The organism is Neobacillus sp. S1227, from assembly GCF_055385255.1.
The window spans coordinates 145,706-159,062 of sequence record NZ_AP038276.1; the positions used below are offsets into that span (position 1 = coordinate 145,706).

At 41.3% G+C, this 13,357-nt stretch carries 22 protein-coding genes; 21 read left to right on the plus strand and 1 reads right to left on the minus strand.

Features of this window, described 5'->3' with window-relative positions; translation table 11 throughout:
* The first annotated feature begins 21 nt into the window (after positions 1-21).
* The 21 genes from rpsN (at position 22) to rpsI (ending at position 12,567) form a co-directional block, all read left to right on the plus strand.
* Positions 22-207, plus strand: a complete 186-nt coding sequence (gene rpsN, locus ACZ5AE_RS00770) for a 30S ribosomal protein S14 (protein WP_009499044.1) — start codon at positions 22-24, stop codon at positions 205-207.
* Positions 208-238: 31 nt separating this feature from the next.
* The gene (gene rpsH / locus ACZ5AE_RS00775; protein ID WP_464568589.1) at positions 239-637 is read left to right on the plus strand and encodes a 30S ribosomal protein S8; all 399 of its coding nucleotides are present in this window, start codon (positions 239-241) and stop codon (positions 635-637) included.
* 31 nt (positions 638-668) lie between these two features.
* A complete protein-coding gene (rplF, locus tag ACZ5AE_RS00780) occupies positions 669-1,205 on the plus strand; it encodes a 50S ribosomal protein L6 (protein ID WP_464568591.1) in 537 nt (178 codons plus the stop codon).
* Positions 1,206-1,237: 32 nt separating this feature from the next.
* A complete protein-coding gene (gene rplR / locus ACZ5AE_RS00785) occupies positions 1,238-1,600 on the plus strand; it encodes a 50S ribosomal protein L18 (protein WP_464568593.1) in 363 nt (120 codons plus the stop codon).
* Between the two features lie 23 nt (positions 1,601-1,623).
* Positions 1,624-2,124, plus strand: a complete 501-nt coding sequence (rpsE, locus tag ACZ5AE_RS00790) for a 30S ribosomal protein S5 (RefSeq protein WP_213121070.1) — start codon at positions 1,624-1,626, stop codon at positions 2,122-2,124.
* 13 nt (positions 2,125-2,137) lie between these two features.
* Positions 2,138-2,320, plus strand: a complete 183-nt coding sequence (rpmD, locus tag ACZ5AE_RS00795) for a 50S ribosomal protein L30 (RefSeq protein ID WP_213121069.1) — start codon at positions 2,138-2,140, stop codon at positions 2,318-2,320.
* Between the two features lie 32 nt (positions 2,321-2,352).
* The gene (gene rplO / locus ACZ5AE_RS00800) at positions 2,353-2,793 is read left to right on the plus strand and encodes a 50S ribosomal protein L15 (RefSeq protein WP_464568596.1); all 441 of its coding nucleotides are present in this window, start codon (positions 2,353-2,355) and stop codon (positions 2,791-2,793) included.
* Positions 2,793-4,088 carry a preprotein translocase subunit SecY gene (gene secY, locus ACZ5AE_RS00805; protein ID WP_464568598.1) on the plus strand — a complete coding sequence of 432 codons (1,296 nt, stop codon included), beginning with the start codon at positions 2,793-2,795 and terminating at the stop codon, positions 4,086-4,088. Before rplO ends, secY begins: the two co-directional genes overlap by 1 nt.
* 66 nt (positions 4,089-4,154) lie before the next feature.
* Positions 4,155-4,805, plus strand: a complete 651-nt coding sequence (locus tag ACZ5AE_RS00810) for an adenylate kinase (protein ID WP_464568600.1) — start codon at positions 4,155-4,157, stop codon at positions 4,803-4,805.
* Between the two features lie 282 nt (positions 4,806-5,087).
* A complete protein-coding gene (gene infA, locus ACZ5AE_RS00815; RefSeq protein ID WP_007085268.1) occupies positions 5,088-5,306 on the plus strand; it encodes a translation initiation factor IF-1 in 219 nt (72 codons plus the stop codon).
* Between the two features lie 35 nt (positions 5,307-5,341).
* Complete coding sequence (gene rpmJ / locus ACZ5AE_RS00820; protein ID WP_000868344.1) at positions 5,342-5,455, plus strand: 50S ribosomal protein L36; 114 nt, start codon at positions 5,342-5,344, stop codon at positions 5,453-5,455.
* 21 nt (positions 5,456-5,476) lie between these two features.
* Complete coding sequence (rpsM, locus tag ACZ5AE_RS00825) at positions 5,477-5,842, plus strand: 30S ribosomal protein S13 (protein WP_464568605.1); 366 nt, start codon at positions 5,477-5,479, stop codon at positions 5,840-5,842.
* A 22-nt stretch (positions 5,843-5,864) separates the two neighbouring features.
* Positions 5,865-6,254: a 30S ribosomal protein S11 gene (gene rpsK / locus ACZ5AE_RS00830; RefSeq protein ID WP_173062711.1), complete on the plus strand. Its 390-nt coding sequence runs from the start codon at positions 5,865-5,867 to the stop codon at positions 6,252-6,254.
* A 173-nt stretch (positions 6,255-6,427) separates the two neighbouring features.
* Positions 6,428-7,372, plus strand: coding sequence for a DNA-directed RNA polymerase subunit alpha (locus ACZ5AE_RS00835; protein WP_464568607.1), 945 nt, complete (start codon positions 6,428-6,430; stop codon positions 7,370-7,372).
* 41 nt (positions 7,373-7,413) lie between these two features.
* Entirely contained in the window at positions 7,414-7,776 is a 363-nt protein-coding gene (gene rplQ, locus ACZ5AE_RS00840; protein ID WP_464568609.1) for a 50S ribosomal protein L17, read from the plus strand.
* A gap of 345 nt (positions 7,777-8,121) precedes the next feature.
* On the plus strand, positions 8,122-8,961 hold the full coding sequence (locus ACZ5AE_RS00845) for an energy-coupling factor ABC transporter ATP-binding protein (protein ID WP_464568611.1): 840 nt from the start codon (positions 8,122-8,124) through the stop codon (positions 8,959-8,961).
* Positions 8,937-9,806: an energy-coupling factor ABC transporter ATP-binding protein gene (locus ACZ5AE_RS00850; RefSeq protein ID WP_464568613.1), complete on the plus strand. Its 870-nt coding sequence runs from the start codon at positions 8,937-8,939 to the stop codon at positions 9,804-9,806. Before ACZ5AE_RS00845 ends, ACZ5AE_RS00850 begins: the two co-directional genes overlap by 25 nt.
* On the plus strand, positions 9,803-10,600 hold the full coding sequence (locus ACZ5AE_RS00855) for an energy-coupling factor transporter transmembrane component T family protein (RefSeq protein ID WP_464568615.1): 798 nt from the start codon (positions 9,803-9,805) through the stop codon (positions 10,598-10,600). The genes ACZ5AE_RS00850 and ACZ5AE_RS00855 overlap by 4 nt, the downstream gene beginning before the upstream one ends.
* Positions 10,601-10,613: 13 nt before the next feature.
* The gene (truA, locus tag ACZ5AE_RS00860; RefSeq protein ID WP_464568617.1) at positions 10,614-11,351 is read left to right on the plus strand and encodes a tRNA pseudouridine(38-40) synthase TruA; all 738 of its coding nucleotides are present in this window, start codon (positions 10,614-10,616) and stop codon (positions 11,349-11,351) included.
* A gap of 366 nt (positions 11,352-11,717) precedes the next feature.
* Positions 11,718-12,155, plus strand: coding sequence for a 50S ribosomal protein L13 (gene rplM, locus ACZ5AE_RS00865; protein WP_464568619.1), 438 nt, complete (start codon positions 11,718-11,720; stop codon positions 12,153-12,155).
* Between the two features lie 19 nt (positions 12,156-12,174).
* On the plus strand, positions 12,175-12,567 hold the full coding sequence (gene rpsI, locus ACZ5AE_RS00870; RefSeq protein WP_127484434.1) for a 30S ribosomal protein S9: 393 nt from the start codon (positions 12,175-12,177) through the stop codon (positions 12,565-12,567).
* Between the two features lie 105 nt (positions 12,568-12,672).
* Here the strand turns inward: rpsI and ACZ5AE_RS00875 are convergent, their stop codons facing one another.
* Positions 12,673-13,134: a hypothetical protein gene (locus tag ACZ5AE_RS00875; protein WP_464568622.1), complete on the minus strand. Its 462-nt coding sequence runs from the start codon at positions 13,132-13,134 to the stop codon at positions 12,673-12,675.
* Positions 13,135-13,357: the final 223 nt, after the last annotated feature.

Consider the following 13,357-nt stretch of genomic DNA (forward strand, 5'->3'; position numbering starts at 1 on the left):
GCTAAATAAGGAGGCGAAAACGTGGCTAAGAAGTCAATGATTGCGAAACAAAAGCGCACGCCTAAATACAAAGTACAAGAGTACACACGCTGCGAACGCTGTGGCCGTCCACACTCTGTATATCGTAAATTTAAGCTTTGCCGTATTTGTTTCCGTGAATTAGCATATAAAGGACAAATTCCTGGTGTTAAAAAAGCTAGCTGGTAAAACTAGAGTTTGTGGAAGGAGGTAAAAAACAATGGTCATGACAGATCCAATTGCTGATTTGCTTACTCGCATTCGTAATGCGAATATGGTGCGTCACGAGAAATTAGAAGTACCTGCTTCTAATATCAAAAAAGAAATCGCTGAAATTCTAAAGCGCGAAGGTTTCATCCGTGATGTGGAATATATCGAAGACAATAAACAAGGTATCATTCGTATTTTCTTAAAATACGGTGCAAATAACGAACGTGTTATTACTGGATTGAAGCGTATAAGCAAGCCTGGTCTTCGCGTTTATGCAAAATCTAACGAAGTTCCGCGTGTTTTAAATGGACTTGGTATTGCGCTAGTTTCTACTTCACAAGGTGTGATCACTGATAAGGAAGCTCGTGCTAAACAAATCGGCGGAGAAGTTTTAGCATACGTTTGGTAAGAGATTTTTTGAATGAATGGAGGTGCACTAAATGTCTCGCGTAGGAAAAAAACCTATTGAAATCCCAGCAGGTGTAACAGTTGCTGTGAATAACAACACTGTTACTGTTAAAGGACCAAAAGGCGAGCTGACTCGTTCTTTTAATCCAGATATTACAATCAATGTTGAAGAGAATCTTGTAACTATCACTCGTCCATCAGATGTGAAAGAACACCGCGCATTGCACGGTACAACTCGTGCGGTACTCGCAAATATGGTCGAAGGTGTTTCTAAAGGCTTCGAAAAGAGATTAGAGTTGATCGGGGTTGGTTATCGTGCCCAAAAGCAAGGTACCAAGCTTGTCTTAAACGTTGGATACTCTCATCCAGTTGAAATCGAACCTGAAAAAGGCCTTGAAATTGAAGTTCCTGCAAATACAAAAATTACCATTAAAGGTACTGACAAAGAACGTGTTGGTGCATTAGCAGCCAATATCCGTCAAGTTCGTCCTCCAGAGCCTTATAAAGGCAAAGGAATCCGTTACGAAGGCGAATTCGTTCGTCGTAAAGAAGGTAAAACAGGTAAGTAATGCCGCATAAGTAAACGAAAGGAGTGACGTAAATGATTACGAAGCAAGATAAAAACGCTACTCGCCGTAAAAGACACGCTCGTGTTCGTGCGAAGCTTAGCGGTACCTCTGCTCGTCCACGTCTAAACGTGTTTCGTTCTAACCAGCATATTTATGCACAGGTAATCGATGACACTAAAGGAGTTACTTTAGCAAGTGCTTCTACATTAGATAAAGAACTTAGCCTTGAGTCAACTAGCAACATCGAAGCTGCACAAAAGGTTGGAGAATTAGTCGCTAAACGTGCGGTAGAAAAAGGAGTATCTGCAGTCGTATTTGACCGTGGAGGATACCTTTACCATGGACGTATTCAAGCATTAGCTGATGCTGCCCGCGAAAACGGCTTACAATTTTAATAGACAAAGGAGGGACAAATTAGATGCGTCGCATTGATCCAAACAAACTTGAACTTGAAGAACGCGTAGTTACGGTTAACCGTGTTGCGAAGGTTGTTAAAGGTGGACGTCGCTTCCGTTTCTCTGCACTTGTCGTAGTGGGAGATAAAAACGGCCATGTCGGTTTCGGTACTGGTAAAGCGCAGGAAGTACCTGATGCAATCCGCAAAGCTATCGAAGATGCAAAGAAAAACTTAGTAGAAGTGCCAATGGTCGGAACAACTGTTCCACACCAAGTAATTGGTCGCTTTGGCGCTGGTGAAATACTTCTAAAGCCTGCTTCTGAAGGTACAGGAGTTATCGCCGGTGGTCCTGTTCGTGCAGTACTAGAATTAGCAGGTGTTCAGGATATCCTATCAAAATCTTTAGGAACAAACACTCCAATTAACATGGTACGTGCTACTGTTGAAGGATTAAAACAACTAAAACGTGCTGAAGACGTAGCAAAATTACGTGGTAAATCAGTAGAAGAACTGTTAGGATAAGGAGGGAAATCAAATGGCGAATAAACTTTTAGTTACCCTCAGCCGCAGCGTAATTGGTCGTCCACAAGACCAACGCGAAACAGTTAAAGCGCTAGGTTTACGTAAATTAAATCAAACAGTTGAGCATCAAGATAACGCTGCTATTCGCGGTATGATTACTAAAGTTGCTCACCTTGTAACAGTAAAAGAACAATAATTCATTGTTTTCTTTCATAAGGAGGTGCCAATATGAAACTTCATGAATTAAAGCCTGCCGAAGGTTCTCGTCATGAGCGTAAACGTTTAGGCCGTGGTATCGGTTCTGGCCAAGGTAAAACAGCTGGTAAAGGTCATAAAGGTCAAAACGCTCGTTCTGGCGGCGGTGTCCGTATCGGTTTTGAAGGTGGTCAAACACCATTATTCCGTCGTTTACCAAAACGCGGTTTCACCAATTTCAACCGTAAGGAATATGCCGTTGTTAACCTTGATGCACTAAACCGCTTTGAAGAAGGTACAGAAGTTACTCCAGAACTTCTTATCGAATCAGGCGTGGTAAGTAACGAAAAAGCAGGAATCAAGATTCTTGCTAAAGGGAACGTTGAGAAAAAACTTTCAGTTAAAGCTCATAAATTCTCCTCTGCTGCTAAGGAAGCGATCGAAGCTGCCGGTGGAACTACTGAGGTGATCTAATGTTCCAGACAATCTCCAATTTTATGCGCGTGGGTGATATACGTCGAAAGATCATATTCACCCTTTTAATGTTAGTCGTATTTCGAATCGGCACTTTCATTCCAGTGCCGAATGTAAATGCCGAAGTGCTTGCTGCGCAAGATAAGCTAAGTGTGTTCGGTGTACTAAATACATTCGGCGGAGGCGCATTAAAGCAATTCTCTATTTTTGCAATGGGGATTATGCCATATATCACTGCTTCAATTATTATTCAGCTCCTGCAGATGGACGTAGTTCCTAAGTTTACGGAGTGGTCAAAGCAAGGGGAAGCAGGGCGTCGGAAGCTTGCCCAATTCACTCGATATTTCACCATTGTGCTTGGGTTTATCCAAGCATTAGGTATGTCATATGGCTTTAACAATTTGTCCCAAGGACAATTGATTGAAAATCCTGGAATTGGAACGTATTTATTAATTGCCGTTGTGCTGACTGCAGGTACATCGTTCTTAATGTGGTTAGGTGAGCAAGTTACCGCTAAGGGTGTTGGAAATGGTATTTCTATTATCATCTTTGCAGGTATTGTTGCCGGAATCCCAAATGTTATCAATCAAATGTATGTTCAGCAGTTTGAAAATGCAGGCGAGCAATTATTCCTACGTATCGTGACAGTTGTTCTAATTGCAATAGCAGTAATTGCCATTGTAGTGGGTGTTATCTTTATCCAGCAGGCAACTCGGAAAATTCCAATTCAATATGCGAAAAGAATGGCAGTTGGACGTAATCCAGTGGGCGGACAGTCTACCCATATGCCATTAAAGGTAAATGCAGCCGGAGTAATCCCTGTAATCTTTGCCGTTTCGTTTATAGTTACACCAAGAACGATTGCATCTTTCTTCCCAACGAATGATGTAACGCTTTGGATTATGAAAGTGTTTGATTATTCTCATCCAATCGGGATGACACTTTATGCAGCATTAATTATTGCGTTTACTTATTTTTATGCCTTTATCCAAGTTAACCCTGAACAAGCAGCGGAAAACTTACAAAAGCAAAGCGGCTATATCCCTGGAATTCGTCCAGGTAAGAGCACGCAGGAATATTTAACACGCGTTTTATATCGTCTAACTTTTATCGGCGCCATTTTCCTAGCTATTATTGCAGTACTTCCAGTTTTATTTATTAAAATTGCGAATCTGCCGCAATCGGCTCAAATTGGCGGCACTAGCTTGCTGATCGTTGTCGGTGTTGCGCTTGAAACGTATAAGCAGCTTGAAGCACAATTAGTTAAACGTCACTATAAAGGATTTATTAAATAAAAGGGTTTTGCGGGACCCTTTAATGGGCCCCAATAAACCTCACATATAGCACGAGGGGGAATATGTGTGAATTTAGTATTAATGGGGCTACCTGGTGCAGGTAAGGGCACTCAGGCTGAAAAAATTGTTGAACAATACCGCATCCCTCATATCTCAACTGGAGATATGTTCCGTGCAGCAATGAAGGAAGGAACTGAACTGGGTTTAAAAGCTAAATCCTTCATGGACAAAGGCGAGCTTGTTCCAGATGAAGTAACAATCGGCATCGTTCGTGAACGGTTGAGTAAAGAAGACTGTCAAAATGGCTTCTTACTTGATGGCTTTCCTAGAACAGTACCTCAAGCAGATGCATTAGAAAACTTACTAGTAGATTTAAATAAAAAAATCGACTATGTAATCAATATAAATGTTGATAAAAGCATTTTAATGGAGCGTTTGACTGGACGTCGTATCTGTAAGGAATGTGGATCAACCTATCATCTAGTGTTCAATCCTCCTGCAAAAGACGGTGAATGCGACCGGTGCGGCGGAGAGCTTTACCAGAGAGCAGATGATAACGCTGAAACCGTTCAAAACAGATTAGATGTCAATATCAAACAGCAAGAACCATTATTATCTTTTTATGAAGAGAAAGGGTACTTGCGTACTCTTGATGGTCAGCAGGATATTAATAAAGTATTTGCTGATATCGAAGAACTTTTGCGGGGTCTTCGTTAATGCTCATCGTTCCAAATTGGCACGCGACTCTCGCTTTTCTCTCATAGAATTGATTTGTATGTGCAAGTAACTGGCTTTTCTATTGTACTGGGTATGCAGAACCGAGAGTTGGGCAAGAATGACTGAAGAAATTATTCTTCTTTTATGCAAAAATTACTTGCGGACAAAGACACAACAATATGTTAAAATTGTAGGGTTGCTAACTTCGTACTAACGAGAAGACTCGCTTTACATTACTAGTCTTACGAACGATAATTCTTTAAAGAGAAGGGGGACGAGAATGTGGCCAAAGATGATGTAATTGAAATTGAAGGTAAAGTCATTGAAACTTTGCCAAATGCAATGTTTAAGGTAGAATTGGAAAATGGTCATACTGTGCTGGCTCACGTTTCTGGGAAAATCCGCATGCACTTTATCAGGATTCTGCCAGGTGACAAAGTGACTGTTGAACTTTCTCCATATGACTTAACGCGCGGTAGAATTACGTACCGTTTTAAATAATTGTTTGCACTCCGAAACTCAAGGAGGTTAGGATAATGAAAGTAAGACCATCTGTTAAACCGATCTGCGAAAAGTGCAAAGTTATCCGCAGACGCGGCAAAGTAATGGTTATCTGTGAAAACCCTAAACATAAACAAAAACAAGGTTAATCGACAAGGAGGTGCACATTTATGGCACGTATTGCTGGTGTAGATATTCCACGTGAAAAACGTGTAGTTATCTCTTTAACTTACATTTATGGTATTGGCAAAAAAACTGCACAAAAAATCTTATCAGAAGCTGCTGTTTCTGAAGATACTCGTGTACGTGATTTAACAGAAGAGGAATTAAACAAAATCCGTGATATCGTTGACAAGCTAAAGGTTGAAGGTGACCTTCGCCGTGAAATTTCACTTAACATTAAGCGTTTAATGGAAATTGGCTGCTACCGCGGATTGCGTCATCGTCGCGGCTTACCGGTTCGTGGACAAAATACGAAAAACAACGCCCGTACTCGCAAAGGTCCTCGTAAGACTGTTGCGAACAAGAAGAAGTAATCGGCAAAGGAGGTTAATTTAAATGGCACGTAAAACTAATACACGTAAGCGTCGTGTTAAAAAGAATATTGAAGCTGGGGTTGCTCATATCCGCTCAACATTTAACAATACGATCGTAACCATCACTGATGTACATGGAAATGCAATTTCTTGGTCTAGTGCAGGTGCGCTTGGATTTAAAGGTTCTCGTAAATCTACTCCTTTCGCAGCGCAAATGGCAGCTGAAACTGCAGCAAAAGCATCAATGGAACATGGTATGAAAACTTTAGAGGTAACAGTTAAAGGCCCTGGTGCAGGCCGTGAAGCAGCTATTCGTGCTCTTCAAGCTGCAGGTCTTGAAGTTACGGCAATTAAAGACGTTACTCCTGTTCCACATAACGGATGCCGTCCGCCAAAACGCCGTCGTGTGTAATTTTTCTGTATAGAATTTATATCATCTGTCTATAATGGGATATGATATGAATTTAGTGCTTTTTATACAGAATTTTTATTCCAGTTGTTGTGCACAAAACGGGAACGTATACATGGGGGAATTTCGATTAGAATTCTAATCGAGGTTTCGACGTTTTGAAGGAGGGTTATTGGATGATCGAAATAGAAAAACCAAAAATCGAAACGGTTGAGATCAGCGAAAATGCCAAATACGGCAAATTCGTCGTAGAGCCACTTGAGCGTGGATATGGTACCACTTTGGGTAACTCCTTACGTCGTATCCTATTATCTTCACTCCCAGGTGCCGCTGTTACTTCGATTCAGGTCGATGGGGTACTTCATGAGTTCTCAACAATTGAAGGCGTCGTAGAGGATGTAACATCCATCATTTTAAACATTAAGAAATTAGCATTAAAAATCTATTCTGATGAAGAAAAGACACTTGAAATTGATATTCAGGGTGAAGGACCTGTTACTGCTGGCAACATTACGCATGACAGTGACGTGGAGATTTTAAATCCAGACCTTCATATTGCAACATTATCTGCAAATGGACATCTTCATATGCGTTTGACTGCTAAACGCGGACGCGGATATACGCCTGCTGACCAAAACAAAAGAGAGGATCAGCCAATCGGTGTTATCCCTATTGATTCCATTTACACACCTGTTGCTCGTGTTTCTTATCAGGTAGAAAACACTCGTGTAGGTCAATTATCAAACTATGATAAGCTAACGCTAGATGTTTGGACAGATGGAAGCACTGGGCCAAAAGAAGCGATTGCTCTTGGTTCGAAGATTTTGACTGAGCATTTGAACATCTTTGTCGGTCTTACTGATGAAGCACAAAATGCTGAAATCATGATTGAAAAAGAAGAAGATCAGAAAGAAAAAGTTCTTGAAATGACTATTGAAGAACTTGATCTATCCGTTCGTTCTTATAACTGCTTAAAGCGTGCAGGCATCAACACTGTTCAGGAATTAGCAAATAAGACTGAAGAAGATATGATGAAAGTACGTAACTTAGGCCGCAAATCACTTGAAGAAGTGAAGGCAAAACTAGAAGAGCTTGGATTGGGCTTGCGTAAAGACGACTAGTCTAAATCCGTTCAACGACTTCAAAAAGGAGGGAACCCTTCATGGCATACAGAAAGTTAGGACGCACAAGCGCACAGCGTAAAGCTATGCTTCGTGATTTAACAACAGATTTAATCATCAACGAGCGCATTGAAACAACAGAAACTCGCGCGAAAGAACTTCGCTCAACTGTTGAGAAAATGATCACTCTTGGCAAACGCGGTGACCTACATGCCCGTCGTCAAGCTGCTGCATTCGTACGTAACGAAGTAGCAAATGCTGAAACAGGTGCAGATGCCCTGCAAAAGCTTTTCACTGACATTGCTCCACGTTACCAAGAGCGCCAAGGCGGTTATACTCGCATTATGAAACTTGGACCACGCCGCGGTGATGGTGCACCAATGGTTATTATCGAGTTAGTTTAATATTTACTAACAAACAACAAGGGTATTGGACAGTTTAAGAACAAACTTGTTCTTGCCCTTTTTCTGTAAAAACAAATAAATATCTACGAACCAAGCCAAAAAGAGCGTTACGATGAGCGTGACTCCACTTGCTGGAGCGAAATAGCAGATTCATTTGCTTCCGGAAAGATTAACTTCTTTTTTGCGTCTCGTCTAGCTCATGCACCTCCTCCTATTTCCTTTATGGAAATGTCTTGTAAAGGCAGTTGAAAATCGTTCCTGCCTGGGGATGAGGTGCAGGCTTTTTTTGTATATATAGGTCTTTTGGATTAGATTGAGAAGAGTTGAGGTGAGGGGGGAAGCAGGATGAAAAAGTCAATCGTAAGCTTGAGGGAAGTTTCATTTCAATATGATGATCAGGAGCGGTATGCTTTAAATAATGTTACATTCGATATTTTTGAAGGTGAGTGGCTGGCGATTGTCGGTCATAATGGTTCCGGTAAATCTACGATGGCAAAGCTTCTTAATGGGCTGCAGTTTCCTAAGTCCGGTGAAATAACCGTTTGTGGTTTACCTCTGAATGAAGAGACAATTTGGGATATCCGAAAACAACTGGGAATGGTGTTTCAAAATCCAGATAATCAGTTCGTCGGTACCACAGTCCAAGATGATGTGGCTTTTGGTTTAGAAAATATGGGGGTACCACGAAAAGAAATGATTCATCGTGTTGAGGACGCCTTGAAAAAGGTGAAGATGGATCAATTTCTATATCAAGAGCCCCACCATCTCTCGGGCGGTCAAAAGCAGCGTGTCGCGATTGCGGGTGTTCTGGCGTTACGACCGGCAATCATTATTTTAGACGAAGCAACATCAATGCTTGACCCTAGAGGAAGAGAAGAGGTTTTAGCAACGGTTAGAGATTTAAAAGCGGAAAAACAGCTGACGGTTATCTCCATTACTCATGATTTAGATGAGGCGGCTAAAGCAGATCGAATTATTGTGATGAATAAAGGTGAGGTTTACCGGGAGGGTACTCCTGAAGAAATCTTTTCACTTGATGAAGAATTAATTGAACTGGGGTTAGATATTCCATTCTCAGTGAAAATGACAAAGGCATTTCGTCAAATGGGTCTAACGTTTACTAAGAATTATTTATCGGAAGAAGAGTTGGTGACAGAGTTATGGACATCTCGCTTAAATCTGTAGAATACCGTTATCAAGCTAATACACCATTTGAAAGACTTGCTATTTCTGATGTTTCGATTGATATTCCATCTGGAACCTATCTCGCTTTAATCGGCCATACGGGCTCAGGTAAATCCACTGTTTTGCAGCATTTAAATGCCCTTTTACAGCCGACAGAAGGAACGGTGCAAATTGGCAGCCAGGAAATAAAGGCTCATCAAAAAAATAAAAATTTAAAGGCAGTCCGGCAAAAGGTTGGAATTGTGTTCCAATTCCCAGAACATCAATTATTTGAGGAAACTGTGGAAAAGGATATTATTTTTGGCCCGATGAATTTTGGCGTTTCCGAGTCAGAGGCAAAAAAGCGGGCACGAATTGCCTTAAATCAGGTTGGACTCAGTGAAGAAATCTTAAAAAAATCACCATTCGATCTCTCCGGCGGACAAATGCGACGGGTTGCGATTGCCGGTGTATTGGCAATGGGCCCAGAAGTCATCGTTTTGGACGAGCCTACCGCTGGTCTGGACCCGCGCGGTCGAAAAGAAATAATGGATATGTTTTACTCGCTTCATAAGGAGAGGGGCCTCTCGACTATTCTTGTTACTCACAGTATGGAGGACGCGGCAAGGTATGCTGACCAAATCGTCATCATGCAGCAGGGCAGGGTCGCCAAAAAGGGTACTCCGGAAGAGATTTTCTCAGAGACCGCTGAATTAATTCAAATGGGACTAGATGTACCTGAGGTTGTTCGTTTTCAGCTGAAGCTTGAAGAAAAATTGGGCAGTAAGCTGGATAAAATCTACCTTTCCATTGAAGAGCTATCGTCTGCTGTTTCAGATCGTTTAAAGAGAGGTGTCCGCTCATGATGGAAAAAATGATTTTTGGACGCTATGTACCGGCTGATTCTTTTATTCATAAAATGGACCCTCGTTCCAAACTAATTATTATTTTCTTGTTTGTTTGTGTAATCTTTTTGGCAAACAATGGGGTAACTTATGCACTTATTGGTATATATACTTTTATAATGCTGGGATTATCAAAAATTCCTATTCGCTTTTTATATGGCGGTCTGAAGCCGATCATCTGGCTTGTCCTGTTTACCTTTATTCTGCAATTATTTTTTACTAAAGGAGGCAGTCTTATATTTCACTGGGGTCCCGTGAAGATCTATGAAGAAGGTCTCAAAATGGGAATTTTTATTTCCTTGCGATTTTTCTTCTTGATCTTAATGACCTCCTTATTGACGTTAACGACGACTCCGATTGAAATAACGGATGGATTAGAAACATTATTAAATCCTTTAAAGAAAGTCCGCTTTCCTGTTCATGAAATGGCATTAATGATGTCGATTTCATTACGGTTTATTCCAACTTTGATGCAGGAAACCGACAAAATTATGAAAGCGCAAATTGCAAGGGGTGTGGAATTTGCGAGCGGTCCTTTAAAAGAGCGGATCAAGGCTGTAATTCCGCTTCTCATTCCGCTGTTTGTCAGTTCCTTTAAGCGTGCCGAGGAGCTGGCGGTCGCAATGGAAGCAAGGGGCTACCGCGGTGGAGAAGGCCGGACGAAATACCGCCAGTTAAGCTGGGCTATGGTGGATACCATACAAATCGTTCTCCTTGTGATATTAACGATTTTGTTGGTCCTATTACGTTCATAATGGAGATAGGCTGATGCAGAGGTATAAAGCAATTATTGCATATGATGGTACCGGGTTTTTTGGTTATCAGGTCCAGCCAAAGGGGCGGACGGTACAGGCAGAGCTTGAGGCAGTCCTGGCGAAAATTCATAAGGGCGTCACTGTTAGAGTAACTGCCTCTGGCCGTACCGATGCAGGGGTCCATGCCAAGGGGCAGGTGATTCATTTTGATTCACCGCTGGCAATACCGGAGGATCGCTGGGTAGTTGCCCTTAATTCATTGCTTCCAGAGGATTTGGCCGTTTTATCTATTGAAAAGACAGATAACACGTTTCATGCACGTTTTGATGCTGCGGGAAAAGAATACCGTTATCAATTGCAATTATCTGGTTTTAGGGACCCATTTCAGAGGAACTATGTTTACCGCTATCCTTATGCTTTGAACTTGGAGAAAATGCAGGAGGCAAGCAGGTATTTGCTTGGAACCCATGATTTTACCAGCTTTTGTGCTGCTAAGACGGAGGTTCAGGACAAGGTCAGGACAATTAAGGAGATTGACTTTTTACTGGATGGCAATCTTCTGACGATCCGCTTTGTCGGCAATGGCTTTTTATATAATATGGTACGGATTCTTGTGGGGACTCTGTTGGCGGTTGGATCAGGAGACTTGTCGCCTGAAGAAATTCTTTCCATTTTGAAAAAAAAGGACCGGACTGCTGCAGGAAAAACCGCTCCAGCACATGGTTTGTACCTTTGGAAAGTCTTTTATTAACCTTTTTTAGCTAATAAGGGAGTATCAAGTTTTTCCAATTTTTATGCTCCCTTAACGCATAATTTCAACTACGCTTCATGAACCGTCCTAACGAATTTGCCAATCGGCGGGTTATGATTTTAAAAACAACCCATCCAGGTGTAACATCTTCTTGACAATTTCACCTGAAGTATTTATTATATTATATGTGTGTGTTTTTAATCCCACGATAAAGCCCCGGAAAGTCTTCATCGTGATTGAAAATATAGCTTTTGAAAATGACTGCACAAAATGGCGTTTCCTGTTCATTCCCGGAACAGAATCGAACGGAAACAGCCAATAAAGGTGCGAAAATATTATTTTTACGATTTAATAGGAGGGAAACTCATGCGTACAACATTTATGGCAAATGCCAACAATATCGAGCGCAAATGGTACGTAGTTGATGCTGAGGGCAAAACTCTTGGACGTCTTGCTTCTGAAGTAGCATCTATCCTACGTGGTAAACATAAGCCAACTTATACACCACATGTTGACACTGGTGATCATGTCATCATTCTTAATGCTTCTAAGATTGAATTAACTGGTAACAAATTAAACGACAAAATCTACTACCGTCACAGCTTACACCCAGGCGGTTTAAAGCAGAGAACTGCTCTTGAAATGCGTACGAACTATGCTGAGAAAATGCTTGAGCAAGCTATTAAGGGCATGCTTCCAAAGAATTCTCTTGGTCGTCAAATGTTCAAAAAATTACACGTTTATGCAGGTGCAGAACATAAGCACCAAGCACAACAACCTGAAGTTTACGAACTTCGCGGTTAATTAAGAGGAGGGAATTAACTTGGCACAAGTTCAATATATCGGTACTGGCCGTCGTAAGAGCTCAGTTGCTCGTGTACGCTTAGTTCCAGGCACAGGTAAAATTGTTATTAACGATCGTGACATCGACACTTATATCCCATTCGAAGCTTTACGTGTTGTTGTAAGACAACCATTAGTAGCTACTGAAACTGTTGGCAGCTACGATGTTCTTGTAAACGTAAGCGGCGGCGGCTACACTGGTCAAGCAGGCGCAATCCGCCACGGTATCGCTCGTGCGTTACTTCAAGCTGACCCAGAATACCGTCCAACATTAAAGCGCGCTGGTTTATTAACTCGCGATGCACGTATGAAAGAGCGTAAGAAATACGGTCTTAAAGGTGCTCGTCGTGCGCCTCAGTTCTCAAAACGTTAATCTTTTGCGAACGATCAAAGACTCTCAACCAGATTGGTTGGGGGTCTTTTTTTACAAATAAAAACCCCAGGCTAGGCCTAGGGATCTAAAAATATATTTTTTTGCTTATTTTTTAATTTGAAAGTCAATTGTCCACTGTCCTTTTTGGTCTAGAATGGCATCTGTACTAAGTGCCGCATTTGAAGTGGCTGGTATGTATTGCGGCATGGCCACCTTGATCGCACCTTGATATTTCTGGTTGTTTATTTTTTTGTGTTCTGAATCAATCCCTTGAAGACGATTATCCGCAATGGAAACTTCCAGATTCTTTAACACTCCTTTCCCGGTTTCATCCATCAAATTTCCTGTTGTAGATTCTACGGTATAATACAGAATTATCTCTTGACCATAGCTTGTGATCTCATAGCTAGTAATCGTAAGTTTGATCCCGCCGTTTTCTACGGAACCGACCGCTTTTTGCGGAGCAGCTAACGCGCTTTGGGAACAAGCCCACGAACCTCCAATAAGTAAGCAAAGTAATAAGACAAACCCACTGAAACGATTCGTCATATTTGAGAAAGCCTTCATTCAATCACCATCCTGAGATTCTTTAAATTCATTTCAAATATAGAATGTCTCCATACTTGGTAAATATTCCTGCCCGCCGTTTTTTAAAAGCAATAATGTGATTTAAATCATTTTTTTGCATAATTAAGGAATCTTTTACTCAATATAGAAAAAAGAGTGAGGACCAATAAAGTAGGGTTCTCCCCGAATGGGAAAATTCAGAGATAACCAAAAATAGAGGCAA